Origin of the sequence: Erwinia sp. PsM31, assembly GCF_030433775.1 — a bacterium.
GTDB classification, from domain to species: domain Bacteria; phylum Pseudomonadota; class Gammaproteobacteria; order Enterobacterales; family Enterobacteriaceae; genus Erwinia; species Erwinia aeris.
In genome coordinates this window covers 75,615-93,687 of sequence record NZ_JARUWZ010000016.1, presented here as the reverse complement: position 1 = coordinate 93,687, position 18,073 = coordinate 75,615, and the positions used below count along the sequence as shown (strand labels likewise).

At 57.4% G+C, this 18,073-nt stretch carries 21 protein-coding genes; 8 read left to right on the top strand and 13 right to left on the bottom strand.

Translation table 11 applies throughout. The features are described from left to right. Positions 1-211 precede the first annotated feature (211 nt). Complete coding sequence (gene gmhB, locus QCD69_RS13945; protein WP_301252450.1) at positions 212-772, bottom strand: D-glycero-beta-D-manno-heptose 1,7-bisphosphate 7-phosphatase; 561 nt, start codon at positions 770-772, stop codon at positions 212-214. A 180-nt stretch (positions 773-952) separates the two neighbouring features. On the opposite strand from gmhB, the gene metN reads away from it, so the two are divergent. The 6 genes from metN to proS all read left to right on the top strand — a co-directional run bounded on the left by metN (position 953) and on the right by proS (position 6,555). Next, on the top strand, positions 953-1,984 hold the full coding sequence (gene metN, locus QCD69_RS13940; RefSeq protein WP_253455361.1) for a methionine ABC transporter ATP-binding protein MetN: 1,032 nt from the start codon (positions 953-955) through the stop codon (positions 1,982-1,984). Continuing rightward, entirely contained in the window at positions 1,977-2,630 is a 654-nt protein-coding gene (locus QCD69_RS13935; RefSeq protein WP_125290540.1) for a methionine ABC transporter permease MetI, read from the top strand. The genes metN and QCD69_RS13935 overlap by 8 nt, the downstream gene beginning before the upstream one ends. A 30-nt stretch (positions 2,631-2,660) precedes the next feature. Beyond that, positions 2,661-3,473: a MetQ/NlpA family lipoprotein gene (locus QCD69_RS13930; protein WP_253455363.1), complete on the top strand. Its 813-nt coding sequence runs from the start codon at positions 2,661-2,663 to the stop codon at positions 3,471-3,473. A 151-nt stretch (positions 3,474-3,624) separates the two neighbouring features. Continuing rightward, the gene (rcsF, locus tag QCD69_RS13925) at positions 3,625-4,029 is read left to right on the top strand and encodes an Rcs stress response system protein RcsF (protein ID WP_253455364.1); all 405 of its coding nucleotides are present in this window, start codon (positions 3,625-3,627) and stop codon (positions 4,027-4,029) included. Beyond that, positions 4,026-4,730, top strand: a complete 705-nt coding sequence (gene tsaA / locus QCD69_RS13920) for a tRNA (N6-threonylcarbamoyladenosine(37)-N6)-methyltransferase TrmO (RefSeq protein WP_301252449.1) — start codon at positions 4,026-4,028, stop codon at positions 4,728-4,730. The genes rcsF and tsaA overlap by 4 nt, the downstream gene beginning before the upstream one ends. 106 nt (positions 4,731-4,836) lie before the next feature. Continuing rightward, positions 4,837-6,555: a proline--tRNA ligase gene (gene proS / locus QCD69_RS13915; RefSeq protein WP_301252448.1), complete on the top strand. Its 1,719-nt coding sequence runs from the start codon at positions 4,837-4,839 to the stop codon at positions 6,553-6,555. A gap of 31 nt (positions 6,556-6,586) precedes the next feature. Here the strand turns inward: proS and QCD69_RS13910 are convergent, their stop codons facing one another. Genes QCD69_RS13910 through QCD69_RS13900 form a run of 3 tightly spaced genes read right to left on the bottom strand, consistent with a single transcriptional unit; the run spans position 6,587 to position 7,983 of the window. Further along, complete coding sequence (locus QCD69_RS13910; protein ID WP_301252447.1) at positions 6,587-6,991, bottom strand: copper resistance protein NlpE N-terminal domain-containing protein; 405 nt, start codon at positions 6,989-6,991, stop codon at positions 6,587-6,589. A 21-nt stretch (positions 6,992-7,012) separates the two neighbouring features. After that, positions 7,013-7,435, bottom strand: coding sequence for an alternative ribosome rescue aminoacyl-tRNA hydrolase ArfB (arfB, locus tag QCD69_RS13905; RefSeq protein ID WP_253455368.1), 423 nt, complete (start codon positions 7,433-7,435; stop codon positions 7,013-7,015). Further along, positions 7,432-7,983, bottom strand: coding sequence for a YaeQ family protein (locus tag QCD69_RS13900; protein ID WP_253455369.1), 552 nt, complete (start codon positions 7,981-7,983; stop codon positions 7,432-7,434). Before QCD69_RS13900 ends, arfB begins: the two co-directional genes overlap by 4 nt. A gap of 129 nt (positions 7,984-8,112) precedes the next feature. Here QCD69_RS13900 and QCD69_RS13895 point away from each other — a divergent pair, with 129 nt between their 5' ends. Further along, positions 8,113-8,313: a YaeP family protein gene (locus QCD69_RS13895; protein WP_125290532.1), complete on the top strand. Its 201-nt coding sequence runs from the start codon at positions 8,113-8,115 to the stop codon at positions 8,311-8,313. After that, positions 8,300-8,560: a Rho-binding antiterminator gene (gene rof, locus QCD69_RS13890; RefSeq protein WP_301289610.1), complete on the top strand. Its 261-nt coding sequence runs from the start codon at positions 8,300-8,302 to the stop codon at positions 8,558-8,560. Before QCD69_RS13895 ends, rof begins: the two co-directional genes overlap by 14 nt. A 36-nt stretch (positions 8,561-8,596) precedes the next feature. Here the strand turns inward: rof and QCD69_RS13885 are convergent, their stop codons facing one another. The 9 genes from QCD69_RS13885 to ileS form a co-directional block, all read right to left on the bottom strand. Beyond that, positions 8,597-8,905: a c-type cytochrome gene (locus QCD69_RS13885; protein WP_253455370.1), complete on the bottom strand. Its 309-nt coding sequence runs from the start codon at positions 8,903-8,905 to the stop codon at positions 8,597-8,599. Then, complete coding sequence (gene tilS, locus QCD69_RS13880) at positions 8,902-10,203, bottom strand: tRNA lysidine(34) synthetase TilS (protein WP_301252445.1); 1,302 nt, start codon at positions 10,201-10,203, stop codon at positions 8,902-8,904. The genes QCD69_RS13885 and tilS overlap by 4 nt, the downstream gene beginning before the upstream one ends. 49 nt (positions 10,204-10,252) lie before the next feature. After that, positions 10,253-10,639: a VOC family protein gene (locus QCD69_RS13875; protein WP_125290528.1), complete on the bottom strand. Its 387-nt coding sequence runs from the start codon at positions 10,637-10,639 to the stop codon at positions 10,253-10,255. 74 nt (positions 10,640-10,713) lie between these two features. Further along, positions 10,714-12,852: a lysine decarboxylase LdcC gene (locus tag QCD69_RS13870; protein WP_253455372.1), complete on the bottom strand. Its 2,139-nt coding sequence runs from the start codon at positions 12,850-12,852 to the stop codon at positions 10,714-10,716. A gap of 80 nt (positions 12,853-12,932) precedes the next feature. After that, positions 12,933-13,118: a YegP family protein gene (locus tag QCD69_RS13865; RefSeq protein WP_125290526.1), complete on the bottom strand. Its 186-nt coding sequence runs from the start codon at positions 13,116-13,118 to the stop codon at positions 12,933-12,935. 214 nt (positions 13,119-13,332) lie between these two features. Continuing rightward, a complete protein-coding gene (gene ispH, locus QCD69_RS13860) occupies positions 13,333-14,286 on the bottom strand; it encodes a 4-hydroxy-3-methylbut-2-enyl diphosphate reductase (RefSeq protein WP_253455373.1) in 954 nt (317 codons plus the stop codon). Continuing rightward, a complete protein-coding gene (fkpB, locus tag QCD69_RS13855; protein WP_253455374.1) occupies positions 14,267-14,737 on the bottom strand; it encodes an FKBP-type peptidyl-prolyl cis-trans isomerase in 471 nt (156 codons plus the stop codon). The genes ispH and fkpB overlap by 20 nt, the downstream gene beginning before the upstream one ends. After that, on the bottom strand, positions 14,730-15,239 hold the full coding sequence (lspA, locus tag QCD69_RS13850; protein ID WP_253455375.1) for a signal peptidase II: 510 nt from the start codon (positions 15,237-15,239) through the stop codon (positions 14,730-14,732). Before lspA ends, fkpB begins: the two co-directional genes overlap by 8 nt. Then, a complete protein-coding gene (ileS, locus tag QCD69_RS13845; RefSeq protein ID WP_301252443.1) occupies positions 15,239-18,046 on the bottom strand; it encodes an isoleucine--tRNA ligase in 2,808 nt (935 codons plus the stop codon). The genes lspA and ileS overlap by 1 nt, the downstream gene beginning before the upstream one ends. Positions 18,047-18,073: the final 27 nt, after the last annotated feature.

The window sequence follows — 18,073 nt, the reverse complement described above, 5'->3', positions numbered from 1 at the left end:
GGTGGCGTATATTACGCTTTCCTCCTTCAGAGTCAACCTCTTTTTCAGAAGTTTTTCTCCGGCGATTCAGCTTCCTGAACCTCCTGAGCCGCTGGCTGTAAGCCGTTGTGCCGTCTCAGTGGTTGCGCATTATAGGGAGGCGCCGCGGAAAGGCAAGCGTAAAAATGAACTTTTTTATCGTTCGCTCTATTTTTGCTCGCAACGCTGCTTTTTAGCGCTTTTTGATGCGCGAAGGCAGGTCAGCAAGGCTATCTATCACCCAATCTGCTGTATTTTCGCCCTCTTCCGTTACCGGCTTGCCGCTGCGCACTAATACCTTTGTGCCTACACCTGCCGCTTTACCTGCCAGCAGGTCATCAATTTTGTCGCCTACTATATAAGAAGCCGCCATATCGATATTCAGCTCTTTTTGGGCAGAGAGCAGCATGCCCGGCTGCGGCTTACGGCAGTCGCATTCCTGACGATACTCTTCCACTACGCCTTCCGGATGGTGAGGACAATAATAGATGCCGTCCAGGTCGACTTCGCGATCGGCCAGCGACCAGTCCATCCACTCCGTTAACTGCATAAAGGTATCTTCCGTAAAGAGGCCGCGAGCGATACCAGATTGGTTGGTGACCACAACCAGCGCGAAACCCATTTTTTTCAGTTCCTGCATCGCTTCGATAACACCGTCGATAAACTGAAAGTTGTCGATCTCATGGACATAGCCGCGATCGATATTCATGGTACCGTCACGGTCGAGAAATATTGCGGGGACTTTGTTCGTCACGTGGAAACTCCTGCTACTAATGTTAAGACAGAGTATCGCACGTTTGTATCCGCAGAGAGAATGCCCCTTAAGCGCGCATTGATTGATTCAGACGTCTGGATGCCTTACCATCCACTCGCAGCTCTCTGCAGGAAAGTGCAGACGAATATTTGCCACGGCCCACTCTATTACGATAATAAAATGATAAAACTTCAAAATATCAGCAAAGTGTTCCGACAGGGCACCCGCACTATTACCGCGCTGACGGATGTCAGCCTGGAAGTGCCCGCCGGACAAATTTATGGCGTAATCGGCTCGTCCGGCGCCGGGAAAAGCACGCTTATCCGCTGCGTGAATCTGCTTGAGCGTCCTACCTCAGGCACCGTGTTAGTGGATAGCCAGGATTTAACCGCCTTTTCAGAAAGCCAGCTGACCCAGGCGCGCCGCCAAATCGGTATGATCTTCCAGCACTTTAACCTGCTGAACTCCCGTACCGTTGCGGGCAATGTCGCGCTGCCGCTGGAGCTGGGCAAGCTTTCCCGCAGCGAGATCGACTCGCGGGTTAACGAGCTGCTGGAACTGGTTGGTCTGGCGGATAAAAAGGACGCCTGGCCTGCCAATCTTTCCGGCGGACAAAAGCAGCGCGTCGCTATCGCCCGCGCGCTGGCCACCAATCCTAAAGTGCTGCTGTGCGACGAAGCCACCAGCGCCCTCGATCCGGCGACGACCAGAGCGATTCTGGAGCTGCTGAAAGATATCAACCGTCGCCTGGGGATCACTATCCTGCTAATCACCCATGAAATGGACGTGGTGAAACGCATCTGCGATCGCGTCGCCGTGATCAGCAACGGCAAGCTGATTGAACAGGACACGGTCAGCGAAGTCTTTTCTCATCCCAAGACGCCGCTGGCACAGCAGTTTATTCAGTCCACGCTGCATCTGGATATTCCGGAAGATTATGCCGCGCGGCTGTCGGCAACGGCGAAACCGGAAAGCGTCCCTTTATTACGTCTGGAATTTACCGGCAAGTCCGTAGATGCTCCGCTGCTGTCGGAAGCAGCCCGCCGTTTTAACGTTAACAACAATATTATCAGCGCGCAGATGGATTACGCGGGCGGCGTTAAGTTCGGCATTATGCTGACGGAAATGCACGGCGCAGCGGCTGATACGCAGACAGCAATCGCTTTTCTGCAGGAACACCATGTAAAGGTAGAGGTATTAGGTTATGTCTGAGGCAATGATTCTGCTGCTCTGCCGTGGCGTATGGGAAACGCTGGTCATGACTTTTGTTTCCGGTTTCTTTGGCTTCGTGCTCGGCCTGCCGCTTGGCGTGCTGCTGTACGTAACGCGTCCGGGCCAGATTATCGAAAACCGCGGGCTGTATCGCTTTTTATCCGCGCTGGTGAATATTTTCCGCGCCATTCCTTTTATTATCCTGCTGGTCTGGATGATCCCGTTTACCCGCATGATCGTCGGCACCTCGATTGGCTTACAGGCGGCTATCGTACCGTTAACCATCGGCGCCGCGCCTTTTATCGCGCGCATGGTAGAGAACACGCTGCTGGAGCTGCCGCATGGCCTGATTGAGGCCTCGCGGGCGATGGGCGCGACGCCGTTGCAGATCGTGAAAAAAGTGCTGCTGCCGGAAGCCCTTCCCGGCCTGATTAATGCGGCGACCATTACGCTTATTACCCTGGTCGGCTATTCGGCCATGGGCGGCGCCGTCGGCGCGGGCGGTCTGGGACAAATCGGTATTCAGTATGGTTATATCGGCTACAACGCCACCGTGATGAATACCGTATTGGTGCTGTTAGTGGTTCTGGTTTATTTGATTCAGTTCTGTGGCGACCGCATTGTTCGTGCTGTCACCCACAAGTAAATAACGCTTCTTACAGATTAAGGAAAGGATATGTTTAATTTTAAAACGATTGCCGCTGTGGGTGCGCTGATTGGTTCGCTGGCGCTGGTCGGGTGCGATCAGAAAGAGAAGGATCCTAACCATATTAAGGTCGGCGTGATTGTAGGTTCCGAGCAGCAGGTTGCCGAAGTCGCCAAAAAGGTCGCCAAAGATAAATATGGTCTGGATGTAGAGCTGGTCACCTTTAATGATTATGTCCTGCCGAACGAAGCGTTGAGCAAGGGCGATATCGACGTTAATGCTTTCCAGCACAAGCCTTATCTGGATCAGCAGATCAAAGATCGCAACTATAAGCTGGTGCCTGTTGGCAGTACCTTCGTTTATCCAATTGCGGGCTACTCGAAAAAGATCAAGTCGCTGGACGAGCTGCAGAATGGCGCGCAGGTTGCCATTCCGAACGATCCCACTAATCTTGGCCGCTCGCTACTGCTGCTGCAGAAAGTAGGTCTGATTAAGCTGAAAGACGGCATCGGCCTGCTGCCGACCGTGCTGGACGTGGTAGAAAACCCGAAAAACATTAAGCTGGTTGAGCTGGAAGCGCCGCAGCTGCCACGTTCACTGGACGATCAGCAAATTGCGCTGGCGGTGATCAACACTACCTATGCCAGCCAGATCAACCTGACGCCGGCCAAAGACGGCATCTTCGTTGAGGATAAAGATTCTCCTTACGTGAACCTGATCGTGGCGCGTGAAGATAACAAAGATGCTGAAAACGTGAAGAAATTCGTTGAAGCCTATCAGTCCGACGAAGTCAGCGAAGCGGCTAATAAGATTTTCAACGGCGGCGCGGTGAAAGGCTGGTAATTTCCTTTCAGTACCACACTATTCTGGCGGTCACCTGGCCGTCACCTCAGCAAAGCGGGCAACAGCCCGCTTTGTTCATTTATGCGCGCTTGTTATTTGCCGCCGGGCTTGCTTCAATAACGCCTCTTTTACCGACAATGAGGATGTTCCCATGCGTGTTGTACCGCTCTGTTTGTTAGCCCTTTCGCTGACAGGGTGTTCATTGCTGCATAAGCCTTATAAGCCCGTAGAGCCTTTTAAGCAGCCTGCACAAACTGAGCCAGTCAGGAGCAAACCCGCGCCGCGTCCCGCACCGGTAAAACTTTACAGCGACGCCAGCGATCTGGTCAGCAAGCCTTTCCGCGATCTGGGCGAAGTCTATGGCGAAGATTGCCAGAGCAGCAGACAAAGCTCGCCGCCTGCTATCGCCACCGCCCGTAAAAGAATGCAGATCCGCGCCTCCGCGATGAAAGCCAATGCGGTGCTGCTGCACAAGTGTGAAATCGTCACCAATTCCCAGGGCTGCTACCGCCAGGCGGTGTGCCAGGGTTCCGCCCTGAAAGTCAGCGGCCAATGAGTTTTACCTTCCAGCCAATTGGCACTATCCATTCGCCGTGGAAAGAGAAGTTCGCGGTTCCGCGTCAGCCAGGCCTGATCCAGGACGGCGGCGGCGAGCTGCGGCTGCTGTCGCCCTATAATCAGCCGGAAGCGGTGCGCGGGCTGGAAGCGTTCAGCCATCTGTGGCTGCTGTTTGTGTTTCACCAGACGATGGCAGGCGGCTGGCGACCCACCGTTCGCCCTCCCCGGCTGGGCGGCAATGCGCGCATGGGCGTCTTCGCCACCCGATCCACCTTTCGTCCCAACCCGATCGGCATGTCGCTGGTAGAGCTGAAGGGCATCCGGACGGGAAAAGGCGAAGTTGTGCTGGAACTGGGCAGTCTGGATCTGGTTGACGGCACGCCGATAGTGGATATCAAGCCCTACCTGCCTTTCGCCGAGTCGATCCCTGCCGCGCGCGCGGGTTTCGCGCAGGAGGCGCCGGAAGCCTCTATGCCGGTAGCGTTTTCGCCGCAGGCCGTCCAGCAGATTGCGCAGCACGGCGCGCGCTATCCGCATCTGCAACGTTTTATCGCCGAAGTGCTGGCCCAGGATCCGCGTCCGGCCTACCGCAAAGGCGAAGAGCCGGAACGGGAATACGCCGCCTGGCTGCTGGATTTCAACGTGCGCTGGCGCGTCGACGCCTCCGGCACGCTGGTGACCGCCGTAGAGCGTCGTTAATTTATCTTCTGTCTCTTTTGAGTCTCTGACCACGCTGGTACACTAGCCGCCAGCAATTATTTAGCCTGGCTTAATGTAGCTTTCTGCTTAACTGGAATCGTAACTCATGCGTACTACTCAATATCTGCTCTCCACCCAGAAGGAGACGCCTGCCGACGCTGAAGTGATCAGCCACCAGCTGATGCTGCGCGCCGGAATGATCCGCAAACTGGCTTCCGGGCTGTATACCTGGCTGCCAACCGGCCTGCGCGTTCTGAAAAAAGTCGAAAACATCGTGCGTGAAGAGATGAACAACGCCGGTGCTATCGAAATCTCTATGCCGGTCGTGCAGCCCGCCGATCTGTGGCAGGAAAGCGGACGCTGGGAGCAGTACGGACCGGAGCTGCTGCGCCTGGTCGATCGCGGCGACCGCCCTTTTGTACTTGGCCCGACGCACGAGGAAGTGATCACCGATCTGATCCGCAACGAGCTGAGCTCTTATAAGCAGCTACCGCTGAATCTTTTCCAGATCCAGACCAAGTTCCGCGATGAGGTACGCCCTCGCTTTGGCGTAATGCGCTCGCGCGAGTTCATCATGAAAGATGCCTATTCGTTCCATACTTCGCAGGAATCGCTGCAGGCGACCTACGATGATATGTATCGCGCTTACAGCCAGAGCTTTGCGCGCATGGGCCTGGATTTCCGCGCCGTGCAGGCCGATACCGGCTCCATCGGCGGCAGCGCCTCGCATGAGTTCCAGGTGCTGGCCGAGAGCGGCGAAGACGATATCGTGTTCTCTACCGGCTCCGACTACGCGGCGAATATCGAACTGGCCGAGGCCGTTGCGCCAGCCGGCAGCCGTGCAGACGCCACCCAGCCAATGGTGGAAATCGACACGCCGAACGCGAAAACCATCGCGGCGCTGGTTGAACAGCATAAGCTGCCGATTGAGAAGACCGTGAAGACGCTGCTGGTACAGGCAACCAAAGAGAGCGGCCATTCGCTGGTTGCGCTGATTGTGCGCGGCGACCATGAGCTTAACGAAATCAAAGCCGAAAAAATTGATATCGTCGCCGCGCCGCTGACCTTTGCAAGCGAAGAGGAGATTCGCGCGGCAACGGGCGCAGGCCCTGGCTCCCTTGGCCCGGTCGGCCTGACGCTGCCAATCGTGGTTGACCGCACCGTCGCGATGATGAGCGATTTCTGCGCCGGTGCGAACCAGGACGGCAAGCACCTGACCGGCATCAACTGGCAGCGCGATCTGCCGCTGCCGCGCGTGGCCGATCTGCGCAACGTGGTGGAAGGCGACGCCAGCCCGGATGGAAAAGGCACGCTGCTGATCAAGCGCGGCATCGAAGTTGGTCATATCTTCCAGCTCGGCACCAAGTATTCCGAAGCGATGAAAGCGTCCGTGCAGGGCGAAGACGGCCGCAATCAGGTGCTGACCATGGGCTGTTACGGCATCGGCATCACGCGTATCGTGGCTGCCGCTATCGAGCAGAACCATGACGAGCGCGGCATTATCTGGCCTGCGGCGCTGGCGCCGTTCCAGGTGGCTATTCTGCCGATGAATATGCACAAATCCTTCCGCGTGAAGGAGCTGGCGGAAGAGCTGTACGCTCAGCTGCGCGCTAAAGGCATCGACGTGATCCTTGACGATCGCAAAGAGCGTCCTGGCGTGATGTTTGCCGATATGGAACTGATTGGCGTGCCGCACACCGTCGTCATCGGCGACCGTAATCTCGACAGCGAGGAAGTGGAGTACAAATCCCGCCGCGCGGGCGAGAAGCAGATGATTAAAACAGGCGAAATCCTGGATTTCCTGCTGGCCGAAATCAACAAGTAGTCGTCAGGCGGCGGGCGTTCTGTCCGCCGCTTCAGCTGCCCGTTTCTACCGGCGCCAGCCGATAGTTCAGCGTGGTCGATAGCGCTTCGCCGCTCGCGTCCGTCATCTCCAGCCCGCTGTCGCGCGGCCGAAAATAGCGCTTCTCTCCCTGATCCGATACCAGCACCAGTTTTTCCGCCGTGCGCGACCAGTGGCCCTGCTGCTGATTTTCAACGTGTTCGTCGGTCAGATAGCGCTCCTGCAAACGGTAGCGCCCGCCCTGCTCTAAAGAGAGCGTGACCTGGATGCCTCCACAGTCGGCGCAGGGAATAACGCCGCGATAGTTCTGCACCTGTGCCTCGCGCGGCTGCACCGTTGCCGCCGCATCGTAGTTCTGACAGCCCATCAGCGGGCCAAAGAACAGCGATATCACCAGAACAATCAGAACCTTTTTCACTTTCCCTCCTCTGTCATACGATCAGTCAGGCACGCGTCGCATTTTGCCGCGCAGCGATTTGGTGGTGGCTTTGCGCGCCTTGCCCTCCAGCCGCCGCTTTTTAGACGCCAGCGTGGGCCGCGTGGCCCGCCTTGTTTTTTCGACTACCGTCAGCTCCTGGATCAGGTTTTCCAGCCTTTTCAGCGCCGCTTCACGATTCATCTCCTGGCTGCGATACTCCTGCGCCTTGATAATCACTATCCCTTCCGGCGTAATCAGATGGTGACTGGCCGACAGCAGCCGCTCTTTATAAAACTCCGGCAGGCTGGAGGCGCGAATATCAAACCGTAAATGGATCGCCGTAGAGCTTTTATTCACGTTCTGACCGCCGTTCCCCTGCGCTCGGATAGCGGTTAATTCCAGCTCGCTATCGGGAATGGTCGCGTGGCGTGACAGGACGATCATGCCGGTTTACCGTCGAGCAGCCAGTCGGTAAAGCGCAGTTCCAGATGCTGCTGCTCGTCGGAAAGCCAGATGGTGCCGTCCTGAATGGTCGCCTGGAGCGTCATGGAGCGTGAGGCAAGCTGCGTCAGCGCCTTCAGCTGCTCATCATCCAGGAAACGCACGGTCAGGTTCGCCTGCTGAAGCTTATTCTGGTTTTGCAGCCACCAAATCTGCGCGGCGCGGGCGTTATAAGTATACAAGTATACGCGGGCTGCGCGATTGCACGCTTTTTTTAACCGCCGCTCGTCCGGCAGCCCCAGCTCTATCCAGACCTCAATGCCGTTGTGATCGTTCATCAGCCAGATTTCCGGCTCGTCTTCCGCGCTCAGGCCGCGCGTAAAGGTCAGCCTTTCATGCGCGTTAACCAGCCATGCCAGCAGACGCAGCATCAGCCTTTCTTCCGTTTCGGAAGGATGTCGGGCCAGCGTCAGCACGCTGTCCAGAAACACGTTTTTGTCCATATCGGCCACGTTGACGGTGGCTTTATAAATTGTCGCTTTAAGTGCCATGGTATTCCTTATAGTCGTTGTCGGGCATTGTAACCCGTGCGGGCAGCAAATCACGCTCCGCCTGGCTGATTTCCCGTGAAATCCTGTGTTATAGTCGTCAGGTCGCCAAAGAAAATTCTTGAGGTGCATGTGCAAAAGTATTGTGAATTAGTTCGTCGTAAATATGCTGAAATCGGCAGCGGCGATCTGGGATACGTGCCGGACGCGATAGCTTGCGTTTTAAAAGCACTGAATGAGGTAGCCGCAAATCCTGAGCTACACTCTTCAATCAGGGAACAGGCAGCTTTTGCTGCTGCTAACTTATTGGTGAGCGATTATGTTGACGAATGAATACCAACCGATCAACTGCGATGATTACGACAATCTGGAACTTGCCTGCCAGAAACAGCTGACGCTGGCGCTGGCGCTGAAGGACGGCGAGCAGTTGAAGGCAAAGGCCATAGATATGCTGTTGCGCAAGAAGGTGGAATACCTGGTCGTCGATCTCTCAGGCGAGATCCGCGAGCTGCGTCTGGATCATATCGCCAGTTTCAGCCACCCTGAACTGGGTACCGTCGTGGTCAGCGAGTCTGACTAACCCCCAATCGGGCGGAAGCTATTCCGCCCTCCGTCGTCAGGGCTTCAGGCCCGCATAGTAAGCCGCCAGATCCGCCATATCCTCATCGCTCAGTCCCGCTACGAAAGCTTTCATCACCTCTGCCTGGCCGCCGCTGCGCTCGCCTTTTTGATAGGCGTGGAGCGAGTGATCGAGATAGTCTGCATTCTGGCCCGCCAGATTGGGATACAGCGACACGGCGGCTTTGCCTGCGGCGCCGTGACAGCCCTGACAGCTGGCGGCTTTTTGCTGGCCGCTCTGCGCGTTGCCCGCCAGCGCGGGGAAACTGATCGCCAGCAGCAGCGCCGACGCGATTACTTTTTTCATTGCTCATCCTGTTGCCAGCTGATTTGCCAGCCGGGTTGCTCTTTCGGATCGCCTTCACGGGTAACAAAGACGCCCACGGCGGCAATCAGCTGATTGCCATAAAACAGCAGCGGCGTGCGCTCGCGCAGCCACGGGGCCACACCAAGCTCCTGCCAGATTTTTTTTATCGGCCGACTGCCCGCGCGTCCGACAATATGTATTTTCCCCTGCGCCTGGAAGCGCACGCTGACCGCCTCGTCAGCCTGCGGCACCCGCACTTTTGTGCCTGTGTCACCGCGTACCAGCCTGCCCATTTTAGCCGGCAGCGCCAGCGATAAAGACGTCAAAGGCCAGGCAAGCACCTCATCACGGACAGATACGGCGACCGGCAGCCAGTACAGGCGGCCGCGAAAGCGCCGGATTTCAACATTGCCCAACAGCAGGCGCGGCTCCGCATCTTCACGGCTACAGGCCACTTCCTGCCAGATACGCGCCAGCGCATCCCGCGAAGGCATCAGCCCCTGATGCTGCGCTATCCAGCGTCGCAGCAGCGCGGCGCGTCGGCTGTCGCTCATCGCGGCCAGCGGCGCTATCGCCAGCGCGCCCTTTTCATCCATTAGCGAACGGAGCGATTCAGCCAGCAGCTCATCCAGCAGCTGTTCCTGCTCGCCGCACAGGGCCGCGCTGCGCGCCGCCGCGCGGGCAAAATGAGGCCAGCGCGCGCTCAGTTCGGGCAGAATAACCTGACGCAGGAAATTACGGTCGTAGCGCGTATCCTGATTGCTGTCGTCCTCAACCCAGCTCAGCTGATGTTCTGCCGCCCACTGCTCCAGCTGCGCTCGCGTCTGCGTCAGCAGCGGCCGCAGGTGCAGATATGAATCAAGCCTGCTGCTGACGGGCATAGCGGCCAGCCCGGCTGGCCCGCTGCCTCTTTTCAGCGCCAGCAACAGCGTTTCGCACTGATCGTCCAGATGCTGCGCGGTCAACAGGCATTCGCCGGGCTGAAGGTGCTGACGAAACGCCTGATAGCGCGCCTCGCGGGCAGCCGCCTCTATGCCTTTTTCCCGCCCGTCGACCTGCACATACACCACTTCCAGCGCCACCTGCCAGCGCGCGCACTGCTGCCGACAGTGCGTCGCCCAGCTTTCCGCCAGCGGATTAAGGCCGTGATGAATATGAATGGCGCGTAAAGTGAGGGCGTGCTGCTGACGCAGGCAGACCAGCTGGTGCAGCAGCACGCTGGAATCCAGGCCGCCGCTGAAGGCCACCAGCAGCTGCCGTTGTCCGGCAAGATGGTGTTGAAAATCGGACAGTGACATGCAAATCCCTGAAGCAAAAAGGCCCGGCCGACAGCGGCCAGGCGCTATTTTACGCCTGATACAGCTCCAGCGGCAAACCGTCCGGATCTTTAAAGAAGGTATAGCGCTTGTCGGTCAGCGGATCGACGCGGATCGCCTCGCAGCTGACGCCCTTCTCTTCAAGATGCTGCTTTGCCGCCTCGATATCCTCCACGCTGAATGCCAGATGGCGCAGGCCGCAGGCTTCCGGGCCGTCCGGCCGCGCAGGCGGAAAAGGAAACGAAAACAGTTCAATAGCGTACTCGCCGTTCAGCGCCAGATCGCCTTTCCAGGAATCCCGCGCTTCCCGATACACTTCACCCATCAGCGTAAAACCCAGCACGTCGCAATAGAAAGCCTTACTGGTTTCATAATGGCTGGCGATAATGGCGATATGGTGCACTTTCCTGATAAACATGTCTTTCTCCTGAATAAAAGCTTCCGGCTACCTTACGCAGACCGGAAGCACAGGACAATGGCACAATTCCGGAACTACGCTTTCAGCACGCGAACCAGATACTGCCCTTCGTCGGTCAGGGTGGCGCCATGAATATCGGTTTCGAAACCGGGATAGTGACGACCGATGGTGCAGAGCATCAGCAGGAAGTCGAGCACCGCGCGGCTCTCTTCGGTGATCATCTCGCCCGGCATCACCACCGGCACGCCCGGCGGATAAGGCAGGATCATATTGGCCGATACTCGCCCGACTAATTTGCTGAGGTCTACCGTTTCCACATTGCCTTTCACCTGCTGCTGGAACATCTGGTGCGGCGTCAGCTTCATTTCCGGCAGCTTATCGAAGGCCTGAAGCATCAGCCTTGGCAAATCGTGATCGCGGATCAGATTATGAATGCCCTGGGCCAGCGTCTGAATGCGCATATTGCGATAAAACTCCGGCGCCTGCGCATAAAGATCCGGCAGCATGTTTCTGACCCGCAGATTAAGGTCGTAAGCGCGCTTGAACTCGGTCAGGCCGCGCAGCACGCTCATCGCCTTGGTTTTATCAATGCCGATGCTGAACAGGAACAGCAGATTGTAAGGCCCGGTTTTTTCCACCACCACGCCGCGCTCGTCGAGGTATTTCGCCACCAGCGCCGCCGGGATCCCTTCATCCGCCATCACGCCCTGCTCGCTCATGCCCGGCGTCAGGATCGTTACCTTAATAGGATCGAGGTACATATGATCGGCATCGGCATCGTTAAAGCCGTGCCAGTCTTCCTCGCCCGGCTGGATCGGCCAGCACTGCGGCTCGTCGACGCCTTCCGGCTGCCAGATATCGAAGAACCAGCCTTCGGATTCTTCTCGCAGCCGCTGAACTTCGCGCCGGAAATGCAGCGCGCGCTCTACGGAGCGATTAATCAGCCGCTTGCCCGGATTGCCGCGCAGCATCGCCGCCGCCGTTTCTATCGACGCCACGATGGGATAGTTCGGCGAGGTGGTGGTGTGCATCATATAGGCTTCATTAAAGGTTTGTTCGTCGTACTCCCCTTTAATATGGATCAGCGAGGCCTGCGAAAAAGCGGCCAGCAGCTTATGGGTGGACTGGGTTTCGTAGATGATCTTACCCGGCGTGCGGTCGCCGCTCATGCCGCTCAGCCCGTTATAGATAGGATGGAAATTGGTGTACGGCACCCAGGCGGAATCAAAGTGGATCGACGGCACGTCCAGCGTCTCTTTGATGTAGCGGGTGCTGTAGAGCAGCCCGTCATAGGTGGAATTAGTGATAACCGCGTGCACCGGCCAGCTGGCGCGTTCGGTCTGCTCCACCTTTTGCGCTATGCTCTCGCGGGTAAACTCCCGCTTAGGGATGCCGCCAAGAATGCCCAGCGCGTTGCGCGTTGGCTTCAGCCAGATGGGTACGATATCGCTCATCATCAGCAGGTGCGTTAAGGATTTATGGCAGTTGCGATCGATCAACACCGTGCTGCCCGACGGTGCGGCGTACATGCCGACGATTTTGTTGGAGGTCGAGGTGCCGTTGGTCACCATATAGCTTTGCTCGGCGCCGAAGGTGCGGGCGACATACTCTTCCGCCTCCAGATGCGGGCCGGTGTGGTCAAGCAGCGAGCCCAGCTCCGTGACCGAAATCGACACGTCCGCTTTTAACGCGTTGCCGCCGAAGAAATCGTAAAACAAACTGCCGACCGGGCTTTTCTGAAACGCGGTGCCCGCCATATGGCCCGGCGTGCAGAAGGTATATTTCCCTTCTTTCACATAGGTGAACAGGGCCTTCGTCAGCGGTGGTGTAATGGTATCGATATATTCATTGGTGTACTGGCGGATACGCTGCCCGATATCTTCCGCCGCGCCCAGACCATATTCAAAAAACCAGATGGCCATGCGCATCTGATTAACGCTGACGTCCATCGTCGAGTGCGTATTAATAAACGCGTACAGCGGCAGATATTCATTCAGCTGATTTATTTCGCTGCACAGATCGAAGCCGTGCTCGTCCCAGTCGAAAATTACGCCGCAGATACGCGGATTGTGTTCAATCAGCTTGAGCAGATCGCCAGCGTCTTTAGGATAAATAGTTTGAAAACCCTGGGCGGCCAGCGCGCCATCCAGTTCGCGGATGGGTTCATCCTTATAGAACGCGTGGTGCGGTCCCATAATCGCGATAATATTCAATGCGGACTCCTTACAATAACGGCAAGGGGTAAGCATAGCGAAGTTGAACAGCGGAGGCAGAAAAATCGCCTCCGCCGGGGTTAGCTCCTGTCGCGCACCTCTTCGGAAGGCGCATTGGCCCGTACGGACTTAATGCCGTTCAGCGCGCCCTGCTTGCTGGCGTACATCTCGCTGGTGGCGATAATTTCATGATTGTTGGCGACCAGCACAAAATACCAGGGCTGATCCGTCTGCTTGTCTGATTTTCTTACTTCGTAGTGACCCATATTTCCCTCCTGTTTTTACTGTTCCTGACGCTATAACAAACAGCTTCGCTCACGGAATCAAGCCAAAACATTAGAAAAGTTGATCTGTTTAACTTTTTATTACGCAGAGAAAGTCGGAGAGACTGAATAAGAGGCGTGATGAGGCAGAATAAAAAAAGCCCGAAGCGAAAACGGTATTAATGTTTCCCTTCGGGCTGTAGCGAACGGTCAGGCGTTAGTCGACCTGCTTAACGTCCACGCGCAGTTCTTTCGGCACTTCAAACACAATATTCTCTTCACGGCCGATCAGCTCGATGGCCGCTTCGCCGCCCAGCTCGCGCAGACGCTGGATAACCTGCTGCACCAGAATATCCGGTGCGGAAGCGCCCGCCGTGACGCCCACGCAGCCGACGTCCTTGATCCAGGCTTCCTGAATATCGTCCGCCGAATCGATCAGCCGCGCCAGTTTGCCCGCGCGCTGGGCCAGCTCGGCCAGACGGTTGGAGTTGGAAGAGTTGCGTGAACCGACCACCAGCACCACGTCCGCATCCTTCGCCAGCGTGCGTACCGCTTCCTGACGGTTAGTGGTGGCGTAGCAGATATCATCTTTACGCGGCCCGACGATCTTCGGGAAGCGATCGCGTAGCGCGTCGATCACTTCGGAAGTGTCATCCACGGAAAGCGTGGTCTGGGTCATAAAGCAAAGGTTATCTTCGTTTTTGACCTGGAGCTTGTATACGTCCGCAGGCGACTCCACCAGATACATGCCGCCAGCCGGATTGCTGTACTGACCCATGGTGCCTTCCACTTCCGGGTGCCCGGCATGACCAATCAGGATCGCTTCCGTGCCCTTACGGCTGGCGCGCGCCACTTCCATATGCACCTTGGTCACCAGCGGACAGGTGGCGTCAAACAGCATGGTCAGGTTGCGCGCTTTGGCTTCCGCCCGCACCGCTTGAGAAACGCCGTGCGCGGAGAAGATCAGGATCGAGTCGTCCGGCACTTCGCTGATTTCTTCAATGAAGATAGCGCCGCGCTCGCGCAGGCTGTTAACCACGTAACGGTTGTGCACCACTTCATGCCGCACGTAGATAGGCGCGCCGTACATCTCCAGCGCGCGCTCTACGATGCTGATGGCGCGATCGACGCCGGCACAAAAGCCGCGTGGATTAGCCAGCAGGATTTGCATGGTTCGCCTCCAGTACCGGATCGATTTCCAGCACTTCTACATCAAAGTGAATCGTTTGTCCGGCCAGCGGATGGTTGAAGTCCACGGTAATCGAATCCCCGGAGATTTCGCGGATTACGCCCGGCATTTCGTTGCCGTCCATGCCGCTGAACAGCATGATGGCGCCGACTTCCGGTTCGCCCGCTTCCGTAAAGTCACGGCGCGAAAAATACTGGATCAGATCCGGGCTGGCCTGGCCGAAAGCGGCATCCGGGCCGAGCGAAAACGCTTTTTTGTCGCCGGGCTTCAGGCCCAGCAACTGCTCTTCCAGCTCGCCGGACAGGCTGCCGTCGCCCAGGCTGAACAGCGCGGGCTTGCCGTTATCCCGCGTTGATTCCGCCGTGGAGCCGTCGGCGAGTTTTAAGGTGAAATGCACCAGCACCGCGCTGTTACGCTGTACAGAATCAGTCATGCCCTGCCCTTTTCGCTTTGCCGGCGGGCGTTAAAAAGCCCTCCAGCACGATCAGTGCGGCACCGATACAGATGCCGCAGTCTGCAATATTAAACGTGGCAAAATGCCAGTCGCCCACGTAGAAGTCGATAAAATCGACCACAAAGCCGTGGTAAGCGCGATCGAACAGATTGCCCAACGCGCCGCCAATAATCAGCGCGTAAGCGATATTGTTCAGCTTCTTGCTGGCTTCGGTGCGGTACATCATCACCAGCAGCGCGACGGCAATCGCCACCGCAATCGCGGCGAAGAACCAACGCTGCCAGCCGCCTTTATCCGCCAGGAAGCTGAACGCCGCACCGTAGTTGTGCGCGTAGAAAAAGTTAAAGAACGGCATCACCGACATCGACTCGTGCAGCATCAGCGTATTCATAATCCACTGCTTGCTGCCGAAGTCGACGGCGATCACCACCAGCACCAGCCACAGCCAGCGCAGTCCGGTCGAAAAAATCGGCCTGTTCATCAGGCGAACTTACGCTGTTCGCCAGCGCCGCTGACGTTGGTGACGCAGCGGCCACAGATTTGCGCTTCCCGATCGATATCGGTCGCGTAGTGCCAGCAGCGCGGGCACTTCTCGCCTTCCGCTTTATGCAGCGCGATCTTCAGGCCTTTTACCAGCTCGCTTTGCTGAGCTTCGGACGTGGCCAGCGCATAATCCGCGACCTGGGTGCCGGAAGTCAGCAGCACGAAACGCAGCTCGTCGCCCAGGCTGGTCAGCTTCTGCGCCAGGTCGGCGTCGGCATACAGCGTGACGGTCGCTTCCAGCGAGCCGCCCACGCGCTTGTCGGCGCGCGCCTGCTCAATGACCTTGTTGACTTCGCCGCGCACTTTCAGCAGCTCCGCCCAGAAACCATCGTTCATCGACTCGCTTTCCGCCAGACCAAACAGCCCGTCGAACCACTCTTCGGTAAAGACATACTTCTCACGTTTGCCCGGCAGCTCGTTCCAGATTTCATCCGCGGTAAACGACATGATCGGCGCCATCCAGCGCACCAGCGCTTCCGCGATGTAGTAGAGCGCGGTCTGGCAGCTGCGACGCGCCAGGCCGTCGGCTTTGGCGGTGTACTGACGGTCTTTGATGATATCCAGGTAGAAGGAGCCCATCTCAACCGAGCAGAACTGCATCAGACGCTGCACCACTTCGTGGAAGTCGTAGCTGTCGTAAGAGGCGACAATCGCATCCTGCGCGGCTTTCGCGCGGCCTACGGCCCAGCGATCCAGCACCACCATCTCTTCCGGGCTGACCATATCCGTTTCCGGGTTGAAGCCGTTCAGGTTAGCCAGCAGGAAGCGCGCGGTGTTACGGATACGACGATAGGCATCCGCAGAGCGCTTCAGGATTTCGTCCGATACTGCCATTTCGCCGGAGTAGTCGGTAGAAGCCACCCACAGGCGCAGAATATCGCCGCCCAGCTTGTTCATTACGTCCTGCGGCGACACGGTGTTGCCGATCGACTTGGACATCTTGCGGCCCTGACCGTCCACGGTAAAACCGTGCGTCAGCACCTGGCGATAAGGCGCCTTGCCTTTCATCGCCGTGGAAATCATCAGCGAGGACATAAACCAGCCGCGATGCTGATCCGAGCCTTCCAGATACATATCCGGCGTGTGGCCTTCAAATTCCGGACGCGCATCCACCACCGAATAGCTGGTGGAGCCGGAATCGAACCATACGTCCAGCGTATCCGGCACCTTGACGTAGTTTTCCGCGTCGTCGCCCATCAGCTCCTTCGCGTCCAGATCCCACCAGGCCTGGATGCCGTCCTGCTCGACGCGCTGCGCCACTTTTTCCATCAGCGCCAGCGTATCCGGATGCAGCTGCTCGGTCTCTTTATGCACGAACAGCGCCATCGGCACGCCCCAGGTGCGCTGGCGTGAAATACACCAGTCGGGACGGTTGGCAACCATAGATTCGATCCGCGCCTGGCCCCAGTCCGGGATCCACTGCACGCCTTTGATCTCTTTCAGCGACTGCTCGCGCAGGCCTTTCTGATCCATGCTGATAAACCACTGCGGCGTGGCGCGGAAAATGATGGGCGTTTTGTGACGCCAGCAGTGCGGATAGCTGTGCAGCAGTTTTTCCACGTGCAGCAGCGCGCCTTTTTCACGCAGCAGCTCAACGATCATATCGTTGGCTTTAAAGACGTTTACGCCATCCAGCGTCGGGTAAGTGCCCGGCAGGTAGCGTCCATCCGGGCCGACCGGGTTGGCCGCTTCGATACCGTATTTCTGTCCGATAACGTAGTCGTCCGGGCCGTGGCCTGGTGCCGTATGCACCGCACCGGTACCCGCTTCCAGCGTTACGTGCTCGCCCAGCACCACCGGAGAAGTGATGTCGAGGAAAGGATGACGGAAAGGCTGCAGCTCCAGCGCCGCGCCTTTGGCTTCGCCCAGCACCTGCCAGTCGCTGACGCCGGCACGTTTCATCACGCTTGCCACCAGATCTTTCGCCAGGATCAGCGCGCGCCCTTCGATCTGCACCAGCTGGTAGTCAAATTCAGGGTGCAGAGAGATAGCGCGGTTAGCCGGCATGGTCCACGGCGTGGTGGTCCAGATAACCAGCGAGATCGGGCCTTCTACGCTGTCAGCGCCGAATTTAGCACGCACGGCGTCGGCATCTACCGCGTTGAACATCACGTCGATAGAAGGCGAGGTTTTGTCGTAGTACTCCACTTCTGCTTCCGCCAGCGCGGAGCGGCAGTCCAGGCACCAGTGCACCGGCTTGGCGCCTTTATGCAGGTGGCCGTTGCCGATGATTTTGCCCAGCGCGCGAATGATATTGGCTTCGGTCTGGAAATTCATCGTCAGGTAAGGACGATCCCAGTCGCCCAGCACGCCAAGACGGATAAAGTCTTTTTTCTGGCCTTCAACCTGCTCTGCCGCATAGTTACGGCACGCCTCGCGGAATTCAGCCGCCGTGACCTTCTCGCCCGGCTTGCCGATCATCTGCTCGACCTTGTGTTCGATAGGCAGACCGTGGCAGTCCCAGCCCGGCACATAAGGCGAATCGAAGCCCGCCAGGCCTTTGGACTTAACGATAATGTCTTTCAGAATCTTGTTGACGGAGTGACCAATATGAATGCTGCCGTTCGCGTAGGGAGGGCCGTCATGCAGGATAAAGGTTTTTTTCCCTTTTTTGGCTTCGCGGATGATGCCGTACAGATTGTCAGCATACCAACGTTGCAGCATTCCCGGTTCGCGTTTGGCCAGATCGCCACGCATCGGGAACCCCGTTTCCGGCAAATTCAGGGTAGATTTATAGTCACTCATCAGATTCTCGATTCCGTATTCCGCTTC